The organism is Streptomyces griseofuscus (genome assembly GCF_014673495.1).
GTDB classification, from domain to species: Bacteria; Actinomycetota; Actinomycetes; order Streptomycetales; family Streptomycetaceae; genus Streptomyces; species Streptomyces murinus.
The window spans coordinates 2,428,188-2,443,338 of the sequence record NZ_CP051006.1 but is presented as its reverse complement, the minus strand read 5'-3'; the positions used below and the strand labels follow the sequence as shown (position 1 = coordinate 2,443,338).

Genomic DNA, 15,151 nt, shown 5'->3' with positions numbered 1-15,151 from the left:
CGGCACGGTGTCACCCGTGGACGCCGAACAACCGGGCCCCCAACGGGCGTTGACGATCGAACCCGGGCAGGATCAGGAACGTCCCGGTGGCCGTCGTCGTGGTGAAGTCCAGCAGCGCGTCGGCGGCGTCCATGTGCGTGAGCGTGGCGGTGAACGTCCGCAGATCGTTCTGGAAGCTGATGAAGAGCAGACCGGGGGCGGGCTCGTCGATGCTGTAGGAGCGGCGGAGCATGAGGCCGGCGCCGACCACATTGGCGTGTGCCCTGCGCACATGGGCGTTCGCGGGGACCAGATAGCGGCCGTCGGGCGTCTTGGCGCCGAGGTCCGGGCCCGAGGCGACGGCGCCGCCGGAGAGCGGAGCCCCGTTCGCCCGGCGCCGCCCGAAGACCGCCTCCTGTTCGGCGACGGACAGGGCGGCGAACCGCGGCAGGTCCAGCTCCATGCGTCGTACGACGGCCAGGGTGCCCCCGGCGACCGCGGGCGGCCCGGTCAGCCACAGGTCGCGGCGTTGTTCGGCGGCCGTGTGCGGACCCACGATGCCGTCGATGAAGCCCAACAGGTTCCGTGGCGCGGCGAGTTCCGCGCCGACGGACACGTTCGCACCGCGACGCCCCGACTGCCGCCAGCGTTCACGGACGCGGTCGCCGGCCCGGTCCAGGAGCGCGGCGGCGGCGACCGGGACGACCAGCGGGTCGCTCGCGCAGATCTGGATCAGCAGGTCACCGCCGCGCGCCCCGGGGGCGATCCGCTCGCGGGAGAACCGCGGCAGGTCGGTCGCGCCGGGTAATCCGGCACCGGCCGCGCGCACCAGCCGGGGGCCCACGCCGACGGTCACGGTGAGATCGCCCGGCGCCAGCCCCAGCAGCCGGGGTTCGGTTCCGGCCGTCAACGTACGGACGGTTGCGCCGAGTTCGGCGAGCAGCGGGCCGGCGGGGGCGGTCGTGGCGAGGTCGGCGACCACGACCAGCAGGTTTCCCTGGGCGGGTTGGGGGAGGATGACTCCCGCCTGATGTACGCCGAGCGCCGGAACCGGAGTGGGAGTCGAAGCCGCGACCGCCGTCGCGGAAGCACCGTGCCGCCCCGACCCCCCGGCGTCCGCGGTGCACCCGGCGGTGAGACCGGCGGCCATCATGGCGCCGGTGGCATCGAGGAACGCGCGGCGTGACGGGCGGTGATCGGCTCGGCGCATGGGGTGCAGGGTGCCACACCCGAAACGCCCATGTGGCCCAAGTTCCGTATTCCAGTGTGTAATTCGCCGTCGTGCCAGACTGGGATCATGCCTCGATCAGCTCTTCGTGTGATGACGGCGGCGGTACTCGGCGCGCTGGCGTTGGTGGCCGGCTGTGCTGGTGGCGGCGGTGGCGACGGGGGAGCGGGCAAGGGCCGGCGACCGGACGGCGCGCAGGTGACGATCCATGTGCCCGCCGACGCCCCGACGATCTCGGCGGCGGTGTCCCTCGCCCGCCCCGGCGACCTGGTGCTGGTCGCCCCCGGCGTCTACCACGAGTCGGTACGGATCAAGACGCCCCGCGTCACCCTGCGCGGCGCCTCCCGGGACAAGGTCGTCATCGACGGGCGGCTGCGGCAGCCGAACGGTGTCGTCGTGGCGGCGCCCGGGGTGGCCGTGGAGAACCTGACCGTGGAGAACAACACGCAGAACGGGGTACTGGTGACCGGTTCCGCGGCGGCGGTCGCCGGACTGCCGGGGCGAAACGGCGGCTACGACACGGGAGATGAGCCGGTCGCCTTCCTGAAGTCGTTCCTGGTCTCGTACGTGACCGCGACCCGCAACGGGCTGTACGGCATCTACGCGTTCTCCGCCCAGAACGGCGTCATCGAGCACTCCTACACCTCGGGCGGCGCCGACTCGGGGATCTACGTCGGACAGTGCAAGCCCTGCCGTGTCGTGGTGCGGGACAACATCGCCGAGCTCAACGCGGTCGGGTACGAGGGCACCAACGCGAGCGGCGACATGTACGTCGTCGGCAACCGCCTCGTCGGCAACCGTGTCGGCCTGACCACCGACTCCGACCACCAGGAGAAGCTCCTCCCGCAGCGCGGCGCGGTCGTCGCCGGGAACCTGATCGCGGACAACCAGCAGACCCGGACCCCCGAACAGGCCGACGGAGGCTGGGGGATCGGCATCGGCGTCGACGGCGGCAGCGACAACCGGTTCCTGCGCAACCGGATCACCGGCAACACCAACGCCGGGTTCGTGATCACCGCGACCGCCGACGTACCGCCCGACGGCAACCGGATCACGGACAACACCTTCGCCGCCAACGGCGTCGACATCGGCTGGACGTTCCCCACCGCCACGCACGGCAACGGCAATTGCCTGCACGGCAACGCGCTTCGTACGACCGTACCCGCGCGGCTCGCGGCGACGGCGACGTGTCCCTCGGCAGCGAACTCTCCTTCGCCGAGCGGGACTTGGTCGGCACTGGCGGGGCCCCGAGGCATCCCGTTCACCGAGGTCGCCGCGCCCGCCCCGCAACCGCAGTTCCCGAACGCCACGACCACCGGCGCCACCGAGGTGCCCGCCGTTCCGACGCTCCCGGACATCGAGAGCATCCCGCTGCCGCCGACGTCCCTGCTCGCCACGGGAGCGCGGGTGCGGACCTCCTGAACGACGGGCGCGGACTCGGCCGCCCCGCCATCGAGATGACCCCGTCGCTCGCTACCCAGCTGGCGTAACTCCAGGCGCGGCCCGCACGGGAACATATTTCCGATCGTCGAAATCAATGACCACCGGCTGCGACTCGGAAGCCACCCCGGCCCGCACTCGATACATGGTCCCGTCGCCGCCGATCCAATACCGCACGGCGCTGCCGGAATTGGACCCGGGGGCGGACGAAGTCCCGGAGTTCGCACGGACGTTCGGCCCGGTCATGACGTCCACCGAATGACCCCGCACCCTGTCCTTCCCGACCAACGCCCCGCCATTCTGCGGCAGCAGCTCCGCGTTGTCCGGTCGATCGCTGCCCAGTCCGAGCACGATGGCCAGCGAACTGTCCAGTGCGCTACCGGACTTCTGGAGCGGCCGGCGGTACCAGCCGGACGCGGGCGGCGCGGGCGGTGCCGTGGCCGGGGCGTCGGTCATGGGGTGGACGAGCACGGTGGCGGCCGTCCACTGGATCAGCCCATCGCTGGACGTGTCGCGCCCGGCGCCGCGCACCACCCCGTACCCGATCCCGGCCCGGTAGTCGACGGACCCGGTGACGACCAGCCCGCCCGCGGCACTCGGCACGGTGATCGTCACCGCTCGGCCGCCCGCCTGGTAGTTGAGGAAGCGCGTGATGGCGAGCCGGTTCGCCTCGTCCGACGTCAGCGTGCGCCGAGCGGCCGAGTCACCGCCGCTGTCGGTACCGCCGCCGATGAGGAAGAACGTCGTCGCCGCGGCGGCCACGAGGGCGAGCGCGCCCCCCGCCCAGACCGATCGCGCCCAGCGGCGGCGCCCGTCCGCCGTGCCCCGCCGGAGACCTCGCACGGTTCTCTGCCCGATTCTCTGCCCGATTCCCTTGGTCCGCACGCGGCGCGATGCTAACAGCTTGCGCGGACGTGACTTCGCTTTTCCCGTTTCGGTCATATGACGTCCCGTCAACTTGTACCCTCCGAGCGGGGGTTGCCGTCAATTTGCCGAGTCGGGCGACGATGTAGACAACGCAAAGGAATGCGATGCCATTACGTAGGCTGCTGCGGGTGGGGCTGTCCAGTCTGTTATTGATGGGCGGCGCCACCGGTACGATCGCGACAAGCGCCGGGCAGGCCGGCGCCTCGACATCCGACGGCACACTGACCGTCGAGACACTGCGGGACTTCTTCGGCACCGGCGTCATCAACACGACCATGGATGTCCCGCAACGGGGCATGAAGGTCGACGTCACCGACCCCGCCGGACACCATGTCAACGGCGTCACGGACGCCACCGGAAAGGTCGTCGTCCAGCCCTCGCACAAGGGGCTGTCCGGCGGCCGGTACCGCGTCGACGTCACCGTCCCCGCGCCCTACAGCGACTATCTGCGGGCGGCACCGGCCTCGACGGCGGCGAACCACTTCGACAGCTTCACCTCCTTCGTGGACGTCTCGGGCGGCAAGGACGCCTCGGTGATCACCGGCGTCTGGGACGCCGCCGACTACGCCCTGCCCGACTCCCGGTACTTCGTGCCGGTCCAGAACGGCGGCAGCGGGACGGACACCCGGGCCCTGGTGGCCTTCGGCACGAGCGCGCGCGGCAACTGCCCCGACAAGGCGGCGTGTCCGGACGTACTCGACACCCAGGACCAGGTGGGCACCACGTTCGGGCTCGCCTACGACAAGGACCGACAGCGGCTCTTCCAGGCGGAGTTCGCCCGGCGGTACACCAAGTACGGGCCCGACGGCGGCGACGCGATCTACACCGTGCCGGCCACCGGCGGGGGCGCCCCGAAGCTGTTCGCGAAGGTGCCCGGTGCCTCGGTCACCCCGCACGACACCGCCCGCCTGATCAAGGACGCGGGCTTCACCGACGCGCCCGGCAAGGAGAGCATCGGCGGCCTCGCCCTGTCCGAGGACGGCTCGACGCTGTACGCGGTGAATCTGCACACCCGGTCACTGGTGAGCTTCGACGCGACCGGCGCCGCCGCCTCGGCCCCCCGGGCCACCGTGCCGATCCCGGACCCGGGCTGCGCGGCGTCCGGCGACTGGCGGCCCTTCGGACTGACCACCCATGACAACACCCTGTACGTCGGCGGGGTGTGCGACGCGGAGAGCACACAGAAGCGCGCCGATCTGAAGGCCGTCGTCTACGCCTACGACGGCAAACGGTTCACCCCGGTGCTGACCCACACGCTGACCGACGAGCGCGGCAACGTGCTCAGCAGCGACGCAGCCTTCCCGCAGGCCCACTTCTGGAACCCGTGGAACGGCAGCCTGAAGGACTGGGACAGCTTCAAGGTGAACAACACGATGATCGATCCGCAGCCGGAGCTGGCCTCCATGGCCTTCGCCCGTGACGGCTCGATGGTCCTCGGCTTCCGCGACCGGTTCATGGACATCGTCAGCTGGGGCGGCCTCGACCCGAGGCCGTCGAACGACGACGCCGAGAACGGCATGTCCGGCGGCGACATCAACATGGCCTGCGCCAAGCCCACCGGCGGCTACGACTGGGAAGGCACCGGAGCCTGCCCCAACCACGCGACTCCCGCCGTCGACGGCGCCGAGGCACCGGGCGTCGTCGAGTACTTCCCCGGCGACTTCTTCCCGAACGGCGGCTCCGCGACCCAGCCCGGACCGCACCAGGAGTCCTCGCTGGGCTCGGTCGCCTACATCCCGCAGCAGCAGTGGGTCGTCAGCACCCAGATGGACCCGACCGGCAACGTCATCACCGACGGCACCGGCTACTACGACATCACCACCGGCGCCGGGCCCGGCAACGACCCGGCCGCCAACGCCTACCAGTTCATCGGCCCGAACCAGAACGGGTTCGGCAAGGCCGGCGGCCTCGGCGACATCGCGTACGCCGCGGCCAACGCGCCGATCCAGATCGGCAACGTGGTCTGGTACGACGGCGACCACAACGGCATCCAGGACGCGGGGCAGGTGCTGCTGCCGGGTGCGACCGTCAACCTGCTGGACGCGGACGGCAAGCAGGTCGCCACGACGAAGACCGATGCCGACGGTGAGTACTACTTCGGCGGGGTCGGCGCGGACTATCAGCTGACGCCCGGCGCGAAGTACACCGTTCAGTTCGACGTGTGCACGGCCGACACCAGCGGGGTACCGGGCCAACCCGCCGCCGACAAGCTGCGGTTCACCCTCCCGCGCGCCGGCAGCGACCGGGCCCACGACTCCAATGTGACCCCGCCGACCACCGGGCAGCTGTGCAGCGGCCGGGCGCCGGTCACCGCACCCGCGAAGCCGGGCGGTGTCGACCACACCATCGACGCCGGTGTGTACATCCCCAAGGCGACCCCGCCGACCTCACCCCCGCCGACCACCACACCCCCGTCCACGCCCCCGGCCTCGACCCCGCCGTCCGCCGAACCGTCCACCGGCCCGGCCCCGGGCGGCACGAACCAGGGCGGCGGCGGCCCCCTCGCCAGCACCGGTATGGCCGACATGGGGAGGATCCTCTCCCTCGTCGCCCTGCTGCTCGGCGCGGGCGCGGCAGCGGTCTACCTCGGCCGCAGGCGTCGCACCAGGCGCCACTGACACGTCCGAACCCCTACGGGCGATGGGGACCCCTACGGACTCCTAGGTACTCCTACGACCCCTAGGGACCCCTACGGCCCCCAAGGAAGGCGGGCCGGTGCGCAACGCACCGGCCCGTCGCCATGCCCGACCTTCACGGCGGGCACCGCACCGCTGTCGTCGCTCTATCCGGCCGCCATCCCGACGACGGCGAGCAGCACCACACCGAGCACCAGGCACAGCGGGACCAGCCCGAGGATGCCCTGCGGCCGCTTGAACACCGACTTGCCCGGGTTCAGCGGCGGCCGGTGCCCGGCCACGACCGGCTCCGGAATACGGCGGATCGTGGACAGGGCACCGAGGTTGATGAGCAGCGTGATGGGCGTGATGACCACGGACATCGGCCCCCACCACCCCTGCACCATGGTGTTGGCCTGCATCTCCCGGAAGGTCGCCAGCGCACAGGGACGGCACATCGTCCCCCGGCGGCGCAGGGAACGCATGATGATCAGCATGCCCTGGTGCCCCCGCACCGTGACCTGCGCCGCGGGCCCGGCCCCGCACAGCTGGCATGCCTGCATAGCCCCACCGACCGGCATCCCACCGCCGTACGGCTGAGCCTGAGCCTGCGGCTGCTGGTACGGGCCGGGAACGGGGGCTTGCTGATACGGCCCCGGAGCGGCCGTGGGCGCGTACTGCGCCGCGCCCGGCTGCGCATAGGGCCCCGGCGCGGGCGGGTACGCCCCCGGCGCCTGGGCGTACGTCCCCGGTGCCTGCGGCTGCTGGTACGGCCCCGGAGCCTGCTGATACGGCCCCGGCATCTGCCGAGGGTCGGGGTACGACGGTGGTGTGCTCAACTGCGGCCTTTCAAATGGGCATGACAGATCTGACGGACGGGACCGCAGCCTACTCATGCAACGTGAGAGGGCTCACCCCGACCGTGCGCCTGTGCGGCGGCGGTGCGCGCGGGCGGGGGGTCGTACTCTCCGTCAGCGTATGGGCACAATCCGTGGATTGTGCGGGGCGTCTTGCGCCACTCTGAGTGCTGTCGAGCGCGTTGACACAGCACAGCACGTACGCACCTGGAGGTGGCCGCGAATGGGGAACGGCGCGAGCGAGAACGAAGACGACCCGAATGCCTACCAGTTGGACCGGGAGCCCGATCCCTCCGACAGCCTGCGGACGTTCGGCGCCTTCGTCCAGGCCATGCGCGAGCATGCTCAACTGCGCCTTGCTGTAGTGCACTTCGCCGGACAGCGCCGTCAGGCTCAGTCCGGCGGCGAGCCGGCGCCTGCGCAGTTCCTCGCCGAAGCCGGTGGACGGGTGTGCCACGGAATCCTCCAAAGCCCCTCCGCCCGGGCCGGATCGGCGCTGCATGAAAGCGTGCGGCAGCGACTCGGGGGCGGACAAGGCGATCGATGCTGTTTCCCGTTTCCTTCTCTGAAGGCGGGGTGCACTAGGCGCGCCGTACGAGGTGACGATGGTCACCGTGTACGGCGCTCCCTCGGGGTTTCGTCCGCGCGGCCTGTTCTGGTGGATCGGCGGTCGGCCGGTCGGGCCGGTTCAGGACCGGCGTCGTAACTCCCCTTTGGAGCAGCCCGAATGGACCCTGTCCAGAAGCTTCAACGTGCGCTGTTGATCCTGGTCGTCGCGGGGTTGGTCACCTACGTGGCCTTTCTCGAACCGCCCCTCGGGGGCGCCCTGCTCGTGGGCGTCGGAGTGGCGGTTTTCGTGCTCCAGGTACTGAGTTGAGCGCCCGGCCGCTCGAACTCGTGGTCCTAAAACGCACCGTACCGGCTCCGCCCCACGGCATGGATGGATGAAGCGGTGAACTGCCGCAGTCCGGTGACGAGGTGGCTGACTGACGGGAAGGACTGGTCCCTATGCGCAATGCCCCCGATGTTCGAGGGCCGACGGAGCCGAACGACCCACCGAGTACCCCGCCGGGCCCCGCCCCCGGCACCGGTCCCGCCCCCGGCCCCGCCCTGGAGTCCAAGCCCCGTCGACGGCTGACGGCGGAACAGATCGAGGAATTAGGGCGATTGAAGCCGTTCCTCGAAGGCATGGTGCGCCAGGCGCGCATGCAGTACATGCTGGAGGACCTGGTGCAGAGCTGCGTGCTCCAACTGGTGCGCGCCTGGTCGCGGCCGGACTTCGCCCTGGACCGGCGGGACGGCGGACGGGCCTTCGCGCGCAAGGTCATGCGCGATGTAATCGCGGACGCGGTGCGCGGCAGGGACCGTGATCTCTCGTCCCCGGTGCGCGAGTTCCCCGAGGTTCCGGTCGAAGCGGACGGGGGCGAGCACGCGCGGGAGGTCCGCCTCAAGGCCATCGACCGGTTCCTCGCCGAGAAGTTGACGGAGCGGCTGTACCCGGTCGGCAGGCTCGCGATCGTCGAGGGCCTCAGCCAGGCGGAGATCGCGCGTTGCCTCAAGATCGACCGGCATACGGTGGGCCGCCGGTTCAAGGACGTGTGCAAGGCCCTGGAGCCCTACAAGGAAACGATCTACGACGAGGTACTGGGCGACGTGACGAGCTAGTGCCGCTACTCGGACTCACGGGAGGGGGCCCACACGTCGCCTCCCGTGAGCCCAGGTTGGGTCCTAGCGACCCGGAAAACGACAAGGGCCACACACGCACCTCGGGAGGGAACACGCGGGATGTATCCAACATTCGAAGTACTCCGCCAGGCGGCGGAGGCATGCCGGGCACCAACTCGGCAGCCACCGGAGGAGATTGATCCGGTGAGCTGGGAGGCGCTGCTGGATCGCGTCGAGGACCAGTTGGAGGAGGACGACCGAGATGTTCGCAGCACCTCGGCCGGCTCGCTCTCGCTTCATATCTGCTGAACGGCGATGAGGGGAACCAGCGGTCGGGGAACGCGCGGGGGGTTCGAGGTCAGGTCCGCACGGGGGAGGGACCCGAGCTCGGACAAGTAGCGCCACGACAGCTGGACACCAGGCCCGGCGTGCTACCTCCTCCTGGGAGAGGGGCAGCACGCCGGGCAAGCGCTTATGCTGCCCGGATGATCAAGCCGATTGAGCTCGTCATATTCGACTGCGACGGCGTACTGGTCGACAGCGAGCGCATCGCCGCCCGTCTCCAGGTCGCCCTCGGTGCCGAACTGGGCTGGCCGTTGAGCGAGGACGAGGTCGTCGGCCGGTTCATCGGCCGCTCGCACGCCGCGATCCGCGAACAGGTCGCCGACCGGCTGGGCGCGGCGACCGCCGCCATCTGGGCGGAGCGTTTCGAAGAGCTGCACCGCGAGGCCGTCGACGCCGAACTCGCTCCCGTGGAAGGGCTGGTGGAGGCCCTCGACGCGATCACGCTGCCGACGTGCGTGGCCTCCAGCGGGTCCCATGACAAGATGCGGCACACCCTGGGCCGTACCGGACTGTACGACCGTTTCGCGGGCCGCATCTACAGTGCGACCGAGGTCGCCCGCGGCAAGCCCGCGCCGGATCTGTTCCTCCACGCCGCCCGGAGCATGGGCGTCGAGCCGGCCGCCTGTGTGGTGGTCGAGGACAGCGGGCCCGGTGTGCGGGCCGCGCGCGCCGCGGGGATGCGTGCGTTCGGGTACGCCGGGGGGCTGACGCCCGCCGAGCGGCTCGCGGGGCCCGGCACCGTCGTCTTCCATGACATGCGCAAGCTGCCCACACTCATTACCGAGCGGTAACATGTTGGGCTGTCAGTGCCGTGCGCTTGACTGTCCGTCATGGAGCTCACGCAAGCGACCGTGAACGACCTGCTGGACCGGCTCGGCCCGGGCGCCGGCCACCTGTACCTGCCTGGCGACCTGGACCCGCAGGCCCTGGCCGACCTGCTCGGCGGCAGGTACGGCGCCCCGCGCACCCTCGTCCTCGACGGCTTCACCGATCCGACGGCCGACGAGCCCAGGGGCGCGGCGCTGCTGGCCCCGTTCGAGGGCCGGGCCGTCACGGTACGGGCGTGGGCGTACGGGGACCGGTGGATAGGCACGGGTACGGCGCGGGACGCGGCGGGGATCGTGCGGCCGGTACTGGTGGCCGCTCGCCGGGAGGTGTCCGAGCCCTTGGCGGCGGCTCCGGGTGAGGATGTCGACTGGGTGTGGCGGCTCATACGGATCACCGGCTGGACGGACCCCGCCGGGCGGCCGGACATGGACTGGGCGAAGACCGAGGCGAGCCTCGGCACCGGGCTGCCCAGCGACTACAAGCGCATGGTCGAGACGTTCGGCGAGGGCGCGTTCGACGGGTTCCTCGATCTGAACCAGGAGCCGTGGGCGGGCCTGCGGGCGGACGGACTGCTCATCTGGGCGGGCACGGAGCACGAGGACCTGTACTGCTGGAGGGCCGACGGCGACGATCCCGACCGCTGGCCCGTCGTGGTCCGGTCCTTCGACGGCAAGGACCTCGCCTTCGACTGCCGGGCCGCCGAGTTCGTCTGCCGCATCCTCGTCGACCCGCACCACCCGTACACATTGGCCCGCTACTTCGACGCCCACTGGTTCATGTCCTACGGGGGGAATGGTTCATGAGCTTCTGAGGAAACGTCGGTGGGCCATGGCGGAGGCGGCTCGTGGACCACGGCGGAGGTGGCCCGCGGGCTGTCGAGGAGGCGGGGCCGTCAGTAGCCGCTCAGCAGGGTCCGCACCCGGCGCAGGATCTCCGGGCCTGCGGCGCTGTGCCAGCGGGAGGGGTCGGCGGGGCGGCGGCCCCACAGGAGGAGAAGCCGGGTGGCCGCGTCGCTCTCGATGGTGGCGGGGCCGTCAGGAGCGGCCAGACGGATGCCGGCGGTGTCGGCGTCGGCGGTCAACACGATGTCGTCCGTGCCGGGGGTGCGCAGACGGGCTTCGAGTCGTTCGCCGGGGGCGAGACGCAGCTCGGCGCGGCCCCGGGCCAGCAGCGGGCGGCCGACGGAGATGACGCTGTGTTCCGTCATCCAGGGCTCGTCGAGCGCTCGTGCGGCCGTGCGGTCGTCGCCGGTCAGGTCCCAGCGGTGCAGGATCAGCTCCTCGCGCATGTGCTCGGCGAAGAAGGGGGCCGTCACGGTCCGGCCGGTCCATGTGATCTCCGTGTCCGGGGAGAGATCCCGCGCGGCGGCCGCGGCGATGTCCGTCAGATGCGCGCAGTTGCGCAGGAAGGCCGACCAGAGGTCCGCGTCGGACAGCCGGTGGTAAGGGGCCTCGCGATCGAAACCGCGGGTCTCCACGGGGGTGCCCGCGAGGAACGCCTCAAGGACACGGGCCAGTTCCTCGGCGTTCCCCGTCTGGTGGATCAGCACGTCCCGCCCCGTCCAGGCCTCGCACCAGGTGCCGTCGTCGGGCCGCCGCGCCTGCACGGCGCGGGCGAAGGGGACGAGTTCCGGCAGGGTCTCGGCGACCTCGGTGGGGATCATGCGGCCATGGGTAACCGGGACGGAGGGTCGGCCAAACCGGCCGGGGGACTCAGCTTGCGCCCGGATCGGCGACCAGGTCCGTGAGGCGGTGCAGCAGCGTGACCAGCAGGGCGCGCTCGGCCGGGGTGAACGCCTCGTAGGCGCGGGCCTGGCGCTCGCGCAGGTGGCCCCGGAGCACGGCGAGCCGCTCGGCGCCGTCGTCGGTGAGGCTGACCAGGACACGCCGTTCGTCCTCGGGGGAACGGCGGCGTACGACGATCCCCTTCGTCTCCAGCTGCTGGAGCATCCGCGTCGCGGTCGGCACGCTGACGTCGGCGCTGCTCGCCAGCCGGCCCACGGGCAGGTCCGGCTCCGTGGCCAGCGGTTCGAGGAGGGCGACCTGGGGGAGGGAGAGGCCGCCGTAGTGCTCCGCGCTGGTCGTACGGGCCCGGCGCATCGCGAAGAAGAGGGCGTCGGCGGCCTGGGAGATCTCCTCCGCCCCGATGTCGCCGTGCGCCGGTGACTGGTCAGGCGCCGATGTCTGGTTATGCGCCACCGACTGGTCAGGCGCCACCGACTGGTCAGGCGCCGCCGACCGGGCGTGATCCGCCGCCCGCCGATCCGGATCCGCGGTCTTCCGGCTCCGGTTCGCGGGCTTCCGGCCTTGATTCGCCGTCGGCTGGTCGGCGTCGTGAAGGTTGTTGCGTCTGTCACTCACGGGTGCTACTTTAGCAAAGCAATCGTTAGCAGGCTAAATGTTAGGAGAGTAAGAGGTGATGGCTGCTTCTCGACGCATCGATGTCCATCAGCACCTCATCCCGGGGGCCTATCGGGAGGTGATGGAGCGGCATGGCGCCACAGCCGCGGGCTGGCCCACGCCCGCATGGGACGCGCAGAGCGCGATCGCGATGATGGACCGCCGCTCGATCGCCACCGGCGTCCTCTCGGTCAGCTCACCGGGCACTCATTTCGGTGACGACGCGGAGGCTCGCGCGGTGGCCCGGAGTGTCAATGAGTACGGCGCGGAGCTGGTCAAGGACCGCCCCGACCGTTTCGGACTCTTCGCGAGCCTGCCGCTGCCGGATGTGGACGGCGCGCTCGCCGAGGCCGCGTACGCGCTGGACGAACTGCACGCCGATGGTGTGGTGCTGATGTCCAACGCCCATGGCCGCTATCTCGGCGACAAGGAGTTCGCCCCGCTCTGGGAAGAGCTGGACGCTCGCGGTGCCGTGGTGTTCATCCACCCCAACGGCTCGGGCCTGCCCATGCTCGACGGCCTGCCCGGCCCCGTGGTCGACTTCCCCTTCGACACCACTCGCGCCGCGCTGCACATGACGGTCAACGGAGTGATGGGCCGGCACACCCGGATGAAGGTGATCCTCTCCCACGCGGGCGGCTTCCTGCCCTACGCGGCCTGGCGGTTCACCCTCGGCGCCCAGTTCAACCCCGGCACCACGCCCGAGAGCATCCTGACCGACCTGCGGCGCTTCTACTTCGACACCGCCCTCTCCGCCAGCCCCTCCGCCCTGCCCTCCCTGCTCGCCTTCGCGGCTCCGGGCCACGTCCTCTACGGCAGCGACGCGCCCTTCGCCGCGGAGGAACACGGCAGGCTCTTCGACGCGATGCTCGACGGCTACGACGGTTACGAGCCGGGAGGGCTCGACGCCATCAACCGGGGCAGCGCGGAGGTCCTCTTCCCGAGACTCAGGGCGGCCTGATCACGCCGCCCTCGGGTGAGGAAGCGGCGGCGGTAGGGCCCCTGCCGCGCTCCCCGTCTCAGCCCGGCTTGGTGGGTCTGCGCGGGGGTGGTGCCGGTCGGTATGTCGAGCGGGAGTGGTGGCGTGCCTCACCGGGACCGGGGGCGGAGCCGGAGTCAGGGCGGGGGCGTGAACCGGAGTCGGCGTCTGTGGCGAGAGGCGGGCCGCGCCAGGGGCCGGAGCCGGACGTGGGCGGTATCGGCTGGGTGCCGGTGAGGGAGAGCCGGGACACCAGTTCGGCGAGATGACCGCAGGCCCGGGCGATCTCCTTCTGGGACCTGTCCCGCTCGCTGACGGCCGCCGCGACGAGCAGCGCGGTCAAGGCGGAGGAGGCGTTGTAGGCCTGGAGGGCGACCATGTCCGTGAGCATGCCGTGCCTGGCGAACGGACCCGAGCCATGGTTGGCGGCGATGATCGCGAAGATCGACACGGCCAGGGCGACGGGCGCGGCGCCGGCCAGCCGGAAGCGGAAGGCGGCCCAGATCAGCAGCGGGAAGCCGAGGAAGAGCAAGGGGGTGGAGCTGGTGTCGATGAGCCCGACACAGGCGGTAGCCGCGAGGAGCAGCAGTACTTCCGCCCAGCGGGAGGGCGTCATCTGTCTGGGCAGATGTGCCCGGCACAGCACCAGCAGGACCGGCGTCACCACCAGGACACCCATCGCGTCGCCGGTCCACCAGACCCACCAGGTCGTCCAGAACCGGTCGGTGCTCAGGGCGTTGGTGAGCACCAGCGTCCCACTGCCCGCCGTCGCGCTGACCAGCGTGCCGGTGAAGGCGCCGAGGAAGATCAGCGCGAGCGCGTCGTGCAGCCGGTCCAGTTCGAGACGGAACCCCGCACTTCTGAGGAGGACGTACGAACACAGGGGAGCGAGGGTGTTGCCCACGACGATCAGGAACAGTGCGGCGTACGACGGCCCGAGCGGGAGGTTGGCCAGCAGCGCGCCGAGCGTGATGCCGGGCCAGATCCGCGGACCGCGCAGCAGCAGGGCCGCCACGGCGATACCGGTCGGCGGCCACAAGGGGGTGACCTGGCTGCGCACCAATTGCTGGAGCAGCCCCAGCTCGGCGGAGCCGTAGTACAGCGCCGCGACCGCGCAGATCTCCAGGGCGGCGACACCGCCGCGCCGGAGTCCTCCACGCCGCGCGACCGTCATCGGGCGACCTCCGCATCGACACCGCCCCGGCCACCATCATCCGCCGCATCCGGGGGATCCTCCATGGCAGGGGACGGCCCAGGGTGGTGGGTGGGGACGGGCCGAGGGCGCGCCGTGCTCGGCGGGGCCGCGGGTGGATGACGGCGGAATGGCGGTGGGCCGGACCTGCGGGGCGGGCTGGGGTCGGTAGGCCGGATCGGTGCGCGTCGCGGCCGGGCGGAGCTGCGTCCGCGAGGCAGCCCGAGGGCGGCGGAGGCGCGGAGAACTGGATCACCTGCCCCGGGGCGCGCGCAGCCGGATCGGAGGCAGCCGGATCGGCGGGAGACGAATCGGGGGGTGTATCGGGGGAGACGGGCGGACGGTGATCGATCGGCTCGGCAGGCGGCTGGGCGAAGCCGATTGCCGGATGGCCCGGCGGCGGTCGGCCAGACTCGCGGGTGGCCGGGGTGGCCGGGGTGGCCGGGGTGGCCGGGGTGGCCGGGGTGGCCGGGGTGGCCGGGGTGGCCGGGGTGGCCGGGGTGGCCGGGGTGGCCGGGGTGGCCGGGGTGGCCGGGGTGGCCGGGGTGGCCGGGGTGGCCGGGGTGGCCGGGGTGGCCGGGGTGGCCGGGGTGGCCGGGGTGGCCGGGGTGGCCGGGGTGGCCGGGGTGGCCGGGGTGGCCGGGGTGGCCGGGGTGGCCGGGTGAGCCGTCGGTGAGGCGGCGGTGGGGCGGAGAGG

The 15,151-nt window shown here is 71.6% G+C and carries 13 protein-coding genes and 1 pseudogene; 8 read left to right on the top strand and 6 right to left on the bottom strand.

All coding sequences use genetic code 11. The annotated features are described in order from the left end of the window. Positions 1 to 10 precede the first annotated feature (10 nt). Positions 11 to 1,189, bottom strand: a complete 1,179-nt coding sequence (locus HEP81_RS10675) for a Dyp-type peroxidase (RefSeq protein ID WP_037654203.1) — start codon at positions 1,187 to 1,189, stop codon at positions 11 to 13. An 87-nt stretch (positions 1,190 to 1,276) separates the two neighbouring features. Between HEP81_RS10675 and HEP81_RS10670 the strand changes: the two genes are divergently transcribed. Then, entirely contained in the window at positions 1,277 to 2,629 is a 1,353-nt protein-coding gene (locus HEP81_RS10670; protein WP_078967287.1) for a NosD domain-containing protein, read from the top strand. 51 nt (positions 2,630 to 2,680) lie between these two features. On the opposite strand, the gene HEP81_RS10665 is transcribed toward HEP81_RS10670, so the two are convergent. Next, complete coding sequence (locus HEP81_RS10665) at positions 2,681 to 3,409, bottom strand: hypothetical protein (RefSeq protein ID WP_398737835.1); 729 nt, start codon at positions 3,407 to 3,409, stop codon at positions 2,681 to 2,683. Positions 3,410 to 3,678: 269 nt separating this feature from the next. On the opposite strand from HEP81_RS10665, the gene HEP81_RS10660 reads away from it, so the two are divergent. Beyond that, complete coding sequence (locus HEP81_RS10660; RefSeq protein ID WP_078967288.1) at positions 3,679 to 6,192, top strand: SdrD B-like domain-containing protein; 2,514 nt, start codon at positions 3,679 to 3,681, stop codon at positions 6,190 to 6,192. Positions 6,193 to 6,356: 164 nt separating this feature from the next. Here HEP81_RS10660 and HEP81_RS41490 read toward each other — a convergent pair whose 3' ends face one another. Next, entirely contained in the window at positions 6,357 to 6,992 is a 636-nt protein-coding gene (locus HEP81_RS41490) for a hypothetical protein (protein ID WP_243279375.1), read from the bottom strand. A gap of 277 nt (positions 6,993 to 7,269) precedes the next feature. Here HEP81_RS41490 and HEP81_RS41485 point away from each other — a divergent pair. The 4 genes and pseudogenes from HEP81_RS41485 to HEP81_RS10640 form a co-directional block, all read left to right on the top strand. Further along, a pseudogene (locus HEP81_RS41485) lies at positions 7,270 to 7,401 on the top strand (transcriptional regulator); the annotation flags it as partial. 653 nt (positions 7,402 to 8,054) lie between these two features. Beyond that, entirely contained in the window at positions 8,055 to 8,711 is a 657-nt protein-coding gene (locus tag HEP81_RS10650; RefSeq protein WP_157854411.1) for a sigma-70 family RNA polymerase sigma factor, read from the top strand. Positions 8,712 to 9,196: 485 nt separating this feature from the next. Further along, the gene (locus tag HEP81_RS10645; RefSeq protein WP_037654211.1) at positions 9,197 to 9,847 is read left to right on the top strand and encodes an HAD family hydrolase; all 651 of its coding nucleotides are present in this window, start codon (positions 9,197 to 9,199) and stop codon (positions 9,845 to 9,847) included. 39 nt (positions 9,848 to 9,886) lie between these two features. Continuing rightward, positions 9,887 to 10,687: an SMI1/KNR4 family protein gene (locus HEP81_RS10640; RefSeq protein WP_037654213.1), complete on the top strand. Its 801-nt coding sequence runs from the start codon at positions 9,887 to 9,889 to the stop codon at positions 10,685 to 10,687. An 89-nt stretch (positions 10,688 to 10,776) separates the two neighbouring features. On the opposite strand, the gene HEP81_RS10635 is transcribed toward HEP81_RS10640, so the two are convergent. Together HEP81_RS10635 and HEP81_RS10630 are read right to left on the bottom strand one after the other, a co-directional pair. Continuing rightward, on the bottom strand, positions 10,777 to 11,547 hold the full coding sequence (locus tag HEP81_RS10635) for a maleylpyruvate isomerase N-terminal domain-containing protein (protein ID WP_051850077.1): 771 nt from the start codon (positions 11,545 to 11,547) through the stop codon (positions 10,777 to 10,779). A gap of 49 nt (positions 11,548 to 11,596) precedes the next feature. Next, positions 11,597 to 12,082, bottom strand: a complete 486-nt coding sequence (locus tag HEP81_RS10630) for a MarR family winged helix-turn-helix transcriptional regulator (RefSeq protein WP_037654215.1) — start codon at positions 12,080 to 12,082, stop codon at positions 11,597 to 11,599. 220 nt (positions 12,083 to 12,302) lie between these two features. Here HEP81_RS10630 and HEP81_RS10625 point away from each other — a divergent pair, with 220 nt between their 5' ends. Next, positions 12,303 to 13,244 (top strand): amidohydrolase family protein, encoded by a 942-nt coding sequence (locus HEP81_RS10625; protein ID WP_037654217.1) that lies wholly within the window; start codon positions 12,303 to 12,305, stop codon positions 13,242 to 13,244. Positions 13,245 to 13,302: 58 nt separating this feature from the next. On the opposite strand, the gene HEP81_RS10620 is transcribed toward HEP81_RS10625, so the two are convergent. After that, positions 13,303 to 14,436 (bottom strand): MASE1 domain-containing protein, encoded by a 1,134-nt coding sequence (locus HEP81_RS10620; RefSeq protein WP_063755218.1) that lies wholly within the window; start codon positions 14,434 to 14,436, stop codon positions 13,303 to 13,305. A gap of 446 nt (positions 14,437 to 14,882) precedes the next feature. Here HEP81_RS10620 and HEP81_RS10615 point away from each other — a divergent pair, with 446 nt between their 5' ends. Then, complete coding sequence (locus HEP81_RS10615; protein ID WP_190275978.1) at positions 14,883 to 15,119, top strand: hypothetical protein; 237 nt, start codon at positions 14,883 to 14,885, stop codon at positions 15,117 to 15,119. Positions 15,120 to 15,151: the final 32 nt, after the last annotated feature.